The 10,461-nt window shown below is 66.7% G+C and carries 11 protein-coding genes and 1 pseudogene; all 12 read right to left on the reverse strand.

Going from position 1 to position 10,461, the window contains the following annotated elements:
* The coding region (locus PKD89_RS19235) for a DDE-type integrase/transposase/recombinase (protein ID WP_425591268.1) at nucleotides 1–1,239 on the reverse strand (1,239 nt) is incomplete at its 3' end.
* Nucleotides 1,240–1,270: 31 nt separating this feature from the next.
* Nucleotides 1,271–1,666 carry a helix-turn-helix domain-containing protein gene (locus PKD89_RS19240; RefSeq protein WP_289011703.1) on the reverse strand — a complete coding sequence of 132 codons (396 nt, stop codon included), beginning with the start codon at nucleotides 1,664–1,666 and terminating at the stop codon, nucleotides 1,271–1,273.
* A 657-nt stretch (nucleotides 1,667–2,323) separates the two neighbouring features.
* A complete protein-coding gene (locus tag PKD89_RS19245; RefSeq protein ID WP_289011704.1) occupies nucleotides 2,324–3,070 on the reverse strand; it encodes a M23 family metallopeptidase in 747 nt (248 codons plus the stop codon).
* 133 nt (nucleotides 3,071–3,203) lie between these two features.
* Complete coding sequence (locus tag PKD89_RS19250) at nucleotides 3,204–4,763, reverse strand: protein kinase domain-containing protein (protein WP_289011705.1); 1,560 nt, start codon at nucleotides 4,761–4,763, stop codon at nucleotides 3,204–3,206.
* 9 nt (nucleotides 4,764–4,772) lie between these two features.
* Nucleotides 4,773–4,988, reverse strand: a pseudogene (locus PKD89_RS20020) (M15 family metallopeptidase); the annotation flags it as partial.
* A gap of 18 nt (nucleotides 4,989–5,006) precedes the next feature.
* A complete protein-coding gene (locus tag PKD89_RS19255; RefSeq protein WP_289011706.1) occupies nucleotides 5,007–5,240 on the reverse strand; it encodes a hypothetical protein in 234 nt (77 codons plus the stop codon).
* Nucleotides 5,241–5,321: 81 nt separating this feature from the next.
* The gene (locus tag PKD89_RS19260; protein ID WP_289011707.1) at nucleotides 5,322–5,837 is read right to left on the reverse strand and encodes an RDD family protein; all 516 of its coding nucleotides are present in this window, start codon (nucleotides 5,835–5,837) and stop codon (nucleotides 5,322–5,324) included.
* A gap of 17 nt (nucleotides 5,838–5,854) precedes the next feature.
* The gene (locus tag PKD89_RS19265) at nucleotides 5,855–6,448 is read right to left on the reverse strand and encodes an RDD family protein (protein ID WP_289011708.1); all 594 of its coding nucleotides are present in this window, start codon (nucleotides 6,446–6,448) and stop codon (nucleotides 5,855–5,857) included.
* Nucleotides 6,445–6,987 carry a DUF3152 domain-containing protein gene (locus PKD89_RS19270; RefSeq protein WP_289011709.1) on the reverse strand — a complete coding sequence of 181 codons (543 nt, stop codon included), beginning with the start codon at nucleotides 6,985–6,987 and terminating at the stop codon, nucleotides 6,445–6,447. Before PKD89_RS19270 ends, PKD89_RS19265 begins: the two co-directional genes overlap by 4 nt.
* 206 nt (nucleotides 6,988–7,193) lie before the next feature.
* Entirely contained in the window at nucleotides 7,194–8,825 is a 1,632-nt protein-coding gene (locus tag PKD89_RS19275) for a serine/threonine-protein kinase (protein ID WP_289011710.1), read from the reverse strand.
* Nucleotides 8,822–9,601, reverse strand: a complete 780-nt coding sequence (locus tag PKD89_RS19280) for an N-acetylmuramoyl-L-alanine amidase family protein (RefSeq protein ID WP_289011711.1) — start codon at nucleotides 9,599–9,601, stop codon at nucleotides 8,822–8,824. Before PKD89_RS19280 ends, PKD89_RS19275 begins: the two co-directional genes overlap by 4 nt.
* 257 nt (nucleotides 9,602–9,858) lie before the next feature.
* Complete coding sequence (locus PKD89_RS19285) at nucleotides 9,859–10,254, reverse strand: hypothetical protein (protein WP_289011712.1); 396 nt, start codon at nucleotides 10,252–10,254, stop codon at nucleotides 9,859–9,861.
* Between the last annotated feature and the right edge of the window lie 207 nt (nucleotides 10,255–10,461).

Consider the following 10,461-nt stretch of genomic DNA (forward strand, 5'->3'; position numbering starts at 1 on the left):
GTAGTCGATGCCGGTCGCAGCAGGCGCTGGGGTGGGTTCGGGTTTGGCGTGGGGGTGGGTGTGGCGGCCGATGACTCGGGCCACGCCGGTGCCCATGGCTCGGCCTTGGTAGCGGATCTCGATGGTGGTGAGGTCGAAGGGGTCAAAGACGCACTCGACGCGGCGGCCCACCAAGACGGGGTCGACCTCGAAGGTGTTGGTGTGCAGAGACACCGTCGCGGTCTTGGTCACGGTGCGATTTTCGGACCACAGGAACGCTTCGTGGAGCCGCTGTGGTGTCGGGATGGTGAAGGGTCCGCCGGCGACGAAGCGTTCCAGCGGGGTGGTGTCGGTTTCGGAGTGGACCCGGCGGTGATAGGCGGTCTCGACCCAGGCGCTGAAGAGCCGGTTCAACTCGATCAGATCGGAGGCGCCTCGATGTTGGACCTCGACGAGGAACTGGTCGCGCACGGTCCGGAAGAACCGTTCGATCTTGCCTCTGCCTTCGGGTCGGCCCGGCCGGGAGTGGACCAGGCGGATGCCAAGCACCGCACACGCTCGCAACAGCGGAGCAGCGACGAACGCGGAACCGTTGTCGACGTAGATCGATTTGGGGATCCCGCGGGATGCGAGGCCGTGGCGTAGCGCTGCTTCGAGGCGGACGGTGTCTTCGGAATGGCCCCACCGATAGCCGGTGAGGGCCCGGCTGTGATCGTCGATGAACGCGAACAGGTAGGCCTTGTGGCCGCCGACTGTGGGGCCGTGGAGCGCGTCGCCGGTCCAGCGGTCGTTAGCGGCGGCAGCTTCGAACCGCCCGAACGCCTGCGGTGGGGTCCCACCGGGGCGGACGTTGAGACCGTGGCGGGCGAACAGACGCTGGATGGTCCGCTCCGAGGGCGCTGACCCCTCGGCGGCACGCATCACCTCGACGACTTGTGCCGCGGTGCGTCCTGGGGCTTCGCGTTTCAGCTTCACCGCCAGGTCCAGCACCGCTGCCGATGTCACCGGTGTCGACGTACGCGCTGCGGGCATCAACGCGTCGAACCCGCCGGAGCGCCACGCCCGGATCCAACGATCAACGGTGTTGCGGGCAACACGGACCCGTTCACCATCGGGGCCGAGATGGTCTCGGGCAGCGAGAGCGCGTACGAGCCGGCCCCGCTCGGCCTTGGACAGCTCAGGGTCGGCTGCTTCGCGGATCAACGAGTAACGAAACAACGCCACATCACGGCGACGGTCCTCCATGGTGCCTCCTGGCATTCGACGGCATCGAAACCAGAACCATCGCTGCTCAACCAGCCGGCGCCCAGGGCCAACCCGTGTTGGACAACAACCGGCCCCGACTCGCCGAAGACGCGAACGACCACGGCGCCGCTGCCCCGAGCCGCAACCCCGCCGCCCGCGCCGCTGCCCCGACCGCCTCCACAGCGTCACCGAACAGCGTTGTCGCCGGTGCCAGCACGCCCAACAACGGGTCCAAGCCGTGGGCCAACACGGTGAACCACACCCGGATCGCTTCGGCGTTACGAGCGAAACGGCGGAACCACCCACGCACCGTCGAGGCCGGCACCCCCAACGCCAACGCCACACGACGATGACCAACCCCCACCGCTTTCGCTACCAACGCCGCCCCGATCACCGCTACGAGGTCTCGCCGCCGCAACAACGTGTCATCGCTAATCAGCACATGGGTACGCCCACACCCAACACAGCGACACCGCCGGGGCCGGCGACACTGTTCGACTCCACCCCCACCCCGCAGCACCCGCCACCGCGCCCCCCCCCACGGCCCCAGCCGACCCGAGCAACCAGGACACGACAACTCCCCCGCCAACAAAGCGCGCTCGACTTCGGACGCGTTGCTTCCTACGATCTTCACCAGTGCCTCCGGGCAACAGCAAGGGCCCTCCCGTCACTCGCCAGAGATCAGCGGGAGGGTCCTTGCGCGTCACAACACCCGCACACTGACGCCCCCACTCCAACAACCGCAAACACCAGCCACCAGCCCAGTTCGCCGCCCCTCGTCTCCACCCCCGATGTCGCTACGCCATCACCACGTGCTCATCCAGCGTGGCGTCCAACACTTGCGCAACCACGCCGGCGCGTCCATGTTGTTGGCCACCGCGTTCTTCCTCTCGTCCGTTCCTTCGCAGGACCTTCAAGAGGCTGACGCGGCGGTCATCGCGTCCGGCGGACCTTGCTGCCACTACACCAGTGCCTGGGACTCAACTGTGACCCCTACCCCCCGCCAATAACGGCGGCGGCAAGCTGTTCCAGCAACTCGTCACCGAAGTTCAACTCTCGGGGCAACGCGCTCGGTCACAACTCCTGGAGGACTGGGGCGTCAGCACCTCTCCGGGTTGGCGGCTTCCCACGAACGGATCTCGGCAGCCGGATTGGCGTCCTCTCCGTTGCGCCAGGCGTCGAGGAACGGCTGTGGAGCGACTACTCCCCGGCGGACTTCCCACTTCCGAAGCGTGAGGTTGCACGGGCTGGACAGCCCGAAGTGCAGGTGACATCCGGTACCGGCGGCATTCCCGGTATCACCGACGAACCCGATGATCTGGCCGGCCTCCACGGCGACTCCGGGTTCAATCCCTTCCGCGATCCCCGACAGGTGACTGCCGTAGTAGCGCACCAGATCGTCGTCGATGTAGCTGACCGACAGGCCACCGCGCAGTTCGGGGTCGTTCACCGCGTGCTTGTACTCATCGGTGAACGACACCTCATGGATGCGAGCTCGAGTCACGGCCACCACAGGTGAACCGCAGGCGGCGAACATGTCCGCAGCCGGGTAGTCGTGATGGGTCGAGCCGTACCGCACCTTCGTCCCCTGGATCGGGAACACGTGAGGCGACAAGGGCGGGACGGTCGTCGACGTGGTCGCCACTGTCGTCGTGGGCGACACGCTGCTCGTCGTACTCAACGACCACGAACCCGCTGGCGAGGTGGTCCGGGGCGTCTCTCTCAACACCGCTGTTCCACCGGAGTTGGCGCTACCCCTACTCAGCGCGAACGCCAGCAGGGCAATGCCCAGCATCGCCGAGACCACAGCGATTGTTAATGGGACGATCACTCGACGTTTGGTCATTCGGATGCACACAATCCCGGGGGCGGCACAGCGGGGAAGCCAGCGGCGTCTTGGTAGGTCACGCAGCAACCCCTTCCCGGTGCTTCTCCGAAGGCGCCGCAACCGCTCGCGGGGATCTGAGTTCGCAGATGAGTCATCGGCCGACGACCTCCACCTCGGAGATGGGAGTGAAATCCCTGCCTCCGTCGCCCGTCGTGCCGAGGATCTCGATTCGAATTGACTGAGTTTGGACACCGACAGGGATCGACTGGACGGTCGGGGAGTCGGCGAAGTTCTGGTCGATCGTCGTCCCGCCATCGAAGTGATAGCGAACGGCCGTCACCCTCCGGTTCTCGAAGAACCGGTTGGACCCGTCGAACGAGTCGACCTTTGCGTAGCCGGGCAGCAACCCAACCGAGGTCACCTCGGTCACCGAGCCGAGACTCACCGTCAGCGACTGCCCCACCGCGGAGCCGGGACAACGCCACGCCGTGTCCTGCAACCCGTCCAGGACGTTGCTGGCCTGGTAGCTGGTCGTGCTTCCGCTCGCGTCGGTCCCGGTCGGGGCGGTACACGACGCGCTCGCCGCAACAGGGTCCTGACGGGTGGCCGGAAGGGCGATGGGCGGCGTCGGCGGCGGGGCCGTCGGCGGTGGCTGAGTCACCTCGGCGATGTCGGCTGGCTCTCCGACGTCTCCGAGGGTGTCGCCCGTAGCCACGTCGTTCCCACCCTGGCCTCCTCCCGAGGAGGCCAGGACGAGGGTGCCCACGAGGATGAGCACCAGCGCAACGGCGCCACCAATCACCCATGGGAGGAACCCAGCCCTCGAGAGAGATGAGCTTTGGGTCGCACCGCCCGCCATCGACCCGGCGAGAACCCTCGGTGGGAGCGTGGTCGCTCCGACCAGGCTGTGGTGGAGGCTGGCCCCATCGGGTGGTCGATCGTTCGAGTTCTTGGCCAGCGCGGCGTGGACGATCGAACCGAGGTCCGGATCAGTGGGGATGTCCAGCGGAGCTGGCTCGTTGTGGACGACGCTCCACAGCAGCGCGGCGATGTCGTTGGTTGGAGCGCCGAAGGCAGGCTGCCCAGTGAGGAGCTCGTACATGACCGATCCCCAGGCGAAGACGTCGGCCGGCGGGCCTGAGGTCTCCCCTCGGACCTGTTCGGGAGCCAAATACCCGGGGGTACCCATCACGGTGCCGAGCTGGGTCCCGGTACCGGCACCGATGCGAGCGAGGCCGAAATCGCAGACCACGACCCGGCCGGTGGGGAGCAGGAAGACGTTCTCGGGCTTGAGGTCGCGGTGGACGATCCCGTTGGCATGAGCTTCGGCAAGCGCGGAAGCGATCTGGGTGCCGATGTTCCGGGCATCCTCGGGTAGCAGTGCGCCCGACGAATCGAGGACCTGAGCCAACGTCAGCCCGTCGAGGTGTTCCATTGCCATCAGCACCCTGTCGCCGTCGGCAGCGACGTCGTAGACGGTCACGATGCTCGGGTGCTGAAGGCGGGCGGCGGCGCGTGCCTCCGTGAGGAAACGCTCGATGGCCTCCGTCCGGTTGATGCCGGCCGGTGGTCGCAGTTCCTTCAGGGCCACGGTTCGGTCAAGCACCGTGTCGTGCGCCAGCCAGACCACGCCCATGGTGCCAGAGCCCAACTCGCCCAGAACCTGGTACCGACCGGCGACCACCTCGGCACTGGATTCGGATTCAGACATCGCTGAAGCTCACCGCCCTGGCACCGAGAAGTGCTGATAGTCGGGTTCCGACCCCCGGCCGCCCCATTTCCAGCCAATGGTATCGAATACACCTACCACGGCATCCCCCTCGACGATGAGCCCGGCGGCACCGGAACTCCGGTCGACGAACTGGTGGCCGGCGGGCGGTTCGACCACTCCGTCGTGCACGTACGGGTTCTGTATCGGGTTGATGTCGATGGCGAGGCCGTAGGAGTGCTATGATCATCGGTTGCTCCCGCCTACCGGTCGGCAGTTGAACCCGCTGGTGTTGTTGTCGGCCATCGAGCGGTCGTCGTCGGCGTTGTAGTCCGACACCGGCCGGACGCTCTTGATTGGAAAGCCGGCCTCCAACAGCCCGTCGAACGTCCCGGCGACCGCCTCGGCCCATTGCGAGTCGACGATCAGCACGCCGGCGTGAACCTCGCCGTCGAACCGTGGCCGGGGACACGTCGCCATCCGGCGCGGTTGCTTCCGACGCCCAACAGCCCACAGCCAGCCGCCACCAGCACCGCCATCATCCACCAGAACCTCACCTTCTCATCCAGCCGGCGAGACCGATGTCCAGGCCAGGCGGTCGTGCAGTGGGCGACCCCCCGCACCAAGAGCGAATGCGTTGTCGAACACCACCGCGGCGAGATAGGCACCGAGAAGTGCGAGCCACCAGGTCAGGCTCATGTCGCCGTGCCCGATGGTCGCCACCAGCAGGAGAACCACGACCACCGGAGTGCCGACGATGATGAATCGCCGAACCACGATCTCCCGCAGGGCCATCCTGCCCGGTCGGGCGGTGCGATTAGTCTCGGTCGCCGCCACCTTTAGGCGAAGAAGTGAATAGGCCGGCGTCTGCCCCTTGCTCCAGAGCAGGATCGACCAGACCCACCACCCTATGCCGAGCGTGGCGACCCGAAGCAGCCAGTCGAGGAGCTCGGCACCGACGTGGTATCCCCCTGTGGCAACGACCGCAGGGGCTTCAACGGCGACGACGGCAGCTCCACACTCGTCACAGAAGGTGCTGCCCTCGAAGACGGGCGAACCGCAGCGGTCACAGAACATCGAAGCCTCTCCAGCCCTCAGGACTCATCGACCACGAGGGTGCTGGCGAGCCTGTCCCAGAATGCCTGGTGATTGTCGTTCAACACCATAAAGCAGCCCACGATGGAGGTGATGCCAAGCGAGCCGTAGCCGATCAGGGTCTTTGCGACGAACTCGCGCACAAACATGGTGCCCCAGGTCGCAACCTGCCCGGTGTCCTGCTTCACAACTCGCATTCCGAGAAGCTGCTTCGACGGAGTCTGGCCTCTACCCCACACGATCAACGACCAGATCATCCAGCCGATCCCGATCGTGACCAGGAATAGCAGGGACTCGAGGCAGCTCGCTCCGAAGCGCTTGCCAGCCGTCGAGAGGCGCAGCGATCCTGCGGACCCGACCTGCGCAGCAGCGGCGACAGGCATCGCCGCTTGCACTGGGACAACAGCGACGGGCGAGGGCGGCACGCCGACCGGTGCGGCTGGCAGGACCTGCACGACGCTTCCCTGCCTCGTCGATGGAATGGGCGAGACTGCTGCCTGAGCTACGGGCAGCGCGGCCGCCTGACCGCAGTTCTCGCAGAAGCGAGAATGCGGGGTCATCGGCGTGCCACAGGCATCGCAGAACCGGTTCATGTGCCCTCGTTTCGTGGTGGTGGGCCGGGCGCCCAGTCAGGGTCGGGCGCCAGCGTCGCCGGTCGAAGCCGTGCGAGGTCCAGTTCCCACTGCCGCGGCCACACGTTGGCCAAGCAGCCTTCCAAGGCATGTGTCTGCTGTGACATTACGGCCGCCGGTTGCCCAGCTTGGGGGCAGCGGGGCTCTGGATGCCGCATTCCGATGAGATGGCCAACCTCGTGGTTCACGAGGTATCGGCGGTAGGTGTCGAGCCCGAGGTTCCAATGGGGCACCCCAGTGCGCCACCGATCAGCGTTGATGGCGACCACCGGGCCGTTCTGGCAGGAAACTCGACCGTTCGTGCGAAACGGGGCGCAGAGGCGATCCACCTCGGCAGGCTCGGCGAGGATCACACGGAATGCTGCGTTCTCGTCCTCGGAGAATCGGAAGTCTGCGGACGACCATCCCCGCTCATCGAGGAGGGTCATCATCACGACGGTCTCGAAGTCCTCGAAGGACACGTCGTCGGCCCGGGACTCGATCCTGATCGACACCTCCACGGCTTCGCTCGGTTCCGTCGTACTGCTGCTGGCCACGGCCGGGCCGGTTGGGAGTGGAACGGTGGTGCCGGGAATCTCCGAGGTGGCCGGGGTCGCACTGGTCGGCACCGCGGCAGTGGTCGTGGGCGGCTTAGACGACGCGGGGCCAGGGGACGACACTCCACCGCAGCCGGCGACGGTCAGCAGCAAGGCGAGCGATGCCGTCCTCACCGGTGTCCTCGGAAGTTGATCTCGGAGAGAATCGTGTCGTCATCCGCTCCCGGGGGTCGTTGCGTGCCCAGGATGGTGAGCACCACGTTCTCGGTGCGGACGTTCACGTCGATGAACTGCATCACGGGATCGTTGGTAAATGACTGCGTCACCGTGGTCCCATCGTCGAAGCGATACTCCACCGCGGTGACGAACCGGTTGAACTGCCAGGCCGAGACGGCCTGGCAGTTCTGGGCGGCGCGTGGGCCGACCTTGGTGTACCCCGGGGTCAGACCGATCTGAGTGAGCTGCACCGGAGCATCGAAAGTGATCGTCGCGGACGCACCCGTGCCGTCGTTCGCTCCGGCACCCCACCCGGTCTGGTCGGAGCCGTCGATCAGATTGAACGCGCTGTACGAGTTGACCTCGTTGTTGTTGCACCGCTGTCGAGACGACTGCCGTTCGGCGATGGCCCGGATGCCGCTTGGAGACAGTTGCTCGATGACAGATGGTGGAGTCGTCGGTGGCGCCGTCGCGGACGGCGGACTCGTCGGGGCGGTGGCGATGGCGATCCTGGTCTCGTCCTTGCCGCTGCTGGCGGCGACACCGTTGTCGTCATTTCCTCCTCCACCTCCTCCGCCTACGACGACGGCGAGAGCAACCGCCAGAGCGAGTACCGCTACGACAAGGCCGGCGATCCCGGCGATCAAGCCGGCCTTGCCCCTGGCCGGGACCATCATCGGCGCCTGGCTGGGCGTCCCCGGCGGGACGAAGCTCGTAACCCCAGGGTTCCACGGACCCTGCGACGGTGTAGACATCCCGGCCGGAGCCGGCGCCACCCACCCCGAGGCCGGTGCCACTCCGGTCAACGCCTGGAACAACTCGATCCCGGACGGTGGACGGGCAGCGGGGTCCTTCGAGAGCGACTGACCGACGAGGGCGACCAGATCGGGGTCACCTGCGGCGGTCAGGGGCGCTGGGTCGACATGGACGACGTTGTAGAGCAACGTGGCCGGGTCCAACTCGGGCGATCCGAAGGCCGGTGAACCCGTCAGCAGCTCGTAGCCCAGCGCACCCCAGGCGAACACATCAGCGGCCGGGCCAACCGCCTCACCTCGAACCTGTTCAGGAGCGAGATACCCCGGCGTGCCCATCACCGTGCCCGCCTGGGTCCCAGTGCCAGCCCCGATCCGAGCCAGCCCGAAGTCACAGACCACGGCCCGGCCGTCGGCCAGAGCGAAGACGTTGTCGGGCTTGAGGTCGCGGTGGACGATCCCGTTGGCATGGGCCTCGGCCAGCGCACCGGCCACCTGCGCGAGCAGGCCACGCGCCGTGGCCGGATCGAGTGGCAGCGGCAACTGAGCGAATGTCGGCCCATCCAGGTATTCCAATGCCATCAACACCCGGCCGCCGTCGCTCACCACATCGTGGACCGTGATGATGTTGGCGTGCTTGAGCCGGGCGGCCGCCCGGGCCTCGGTCAGGAACCGCTGAACCGCAGCCTCGCGATCAAGGCCGGTGGGTGGCCGAAGCTCCTTCAACGCCACCAGCCGGTCGAGCACCTCGTCGTGGGCCTCCCACACCACCCCCATCGCACCTGAACCCAGCTCCCGAAGGACCCGGTAGCGGCCGGCAAGCAGTTCGCTCACAGCGGGGGCTCCACGCAACGGGGACCGGCCGTACCGTCCCCACCTACGTCGGTCTCTCGCGCATAGGGCTCGACGAAGCCCGATCCAGGGTCGCCCGTACGATGGAAGCGAACGACCCCTCGTGCGATCGCATCAGCAAGTGCCGCCTGGAAGGCCGGATCGCCGATCAGGCGTTCCTCGCTGGGATTGGAAATGAAGGCGGACTCGATGAGTGCTGCTGTCACCCCGGCGGAATGGCGGAGAATGCCGTAGTAGTCGTTGCCGCCGGCGTTCAACCGGTACTTCGTGCCAGCATCGGTATCACCAGCCCACCCGGCCGAGAAGCCACTGAGCGTGGCGTGGACTTCCTCGTAGACGAGTCCTGCGAGGCGCCGGGAGTCAGGGGACTGAGCCTGGTAGTAGGTCTCGGAGCCAGGACCGGGGGCTGGACCATCTGGGTCGGCGTTGAAGTGGATCGAGACAAAGGCAGATGCTCCGGCGCTGCGCGCTGTCTGTGCCCGGCTTCCCAAGGACATCTCGTAGTCACCGGTCCGGGTCAGGAGGGCTGAGAGACCAGCCGCTTCAAGCTTCGCCACGACTAGCTCGGCGACCGCGAGGTTGGCATCGGCCTCGCCCAGCCCACCTGGGCCCACGGCTCCGGTTGCCCGGCCTCCGTGTCCGGGGTCGACCACGACGTCGACTCGCTCGATGAAGGTCCCCTCGGTGACCAGGATCGTCCGGTCGCATGGCGTGCGAACGAGGCGACCGTCCGGGCGGTTCTCGAGGACCGGCAGCACGACACCGTTTCGGCTGACAACTACCCCAGGAGGATTAGGGGGTACCAGAATTGACGGCAACGGCGACGCTGTCGTCACAACAGGAGCGCCGGAGGTCGACACGGAGTCTCGGCCCAGCGGCTCCGCCGCCGGCAGCGTCGAGGCCCCCGAATTCCCTGGCGTCGCGGACGAAGCGGGACCATCGGATCGCACGGCACGGCCCGCCGCTTCGCCCGAGCAGGCTGTGCAGAGAACCACCGCTACGAGGACGAACCGCCTCATCGGACCTCCACCGACTGCCGAACCTGCTCGAACAGGGTCCCGTACCCGTCGGCGACGCCGACGGGAGTCCGAGTGACGAAACCGATGCTCAAGTTGGCAGTGTCGAACAGGATGTTGATCGACCTCAGGCGGATACCGTCCACATCGTGGTCGTACTCCCACCAGACGGCTGGGAAGCTTCTTCCGTTGGCGTCGCCGAAGTCGAAGTCAGCCATCTCGACTCGGCTGTAGCCGGCGGTTGACCTGCCGGAGAGACCCGCCTCCAGATCCTCGGCCTTGCGCCGGACGCTCCGAGAGGAGTCCAGCGGCGTCACGTACGCCCGGATCAGATAGTTCGTGGTTGCGGGATCGAGAACCACCTTGGTGTCGCGCGCCGAACTGCCGGCTGGCATTTCGTCGACCGCACTTACCGTCCATCCAGACGGCACGTCGAAAGACAGCGCTGAGGCGTTCACGCGGCCAGGTGCCGACACGATCGGAGGGGTCGTTGGCGGGGCGTTTGCTATCGGGGTTGTTGCGGCCGTCGGCAAAGACGTTGTCGTCAGCGGGGTCGTTGGGGTGGGCGCGGTTGGGGCTGGTCCAGCGATGGTGATCCGGGT

Origin of the sequence: Candidatus Neomicrothrix sp., assembly GCF_035329545.1 — a bacterium.
Classification (GTDB): Bacteria; Actinomycetota; Acidimicrobiia; order Acidimicrobiales; family Microtrichaceae; genus Microthrix; species Microthrix subdominans.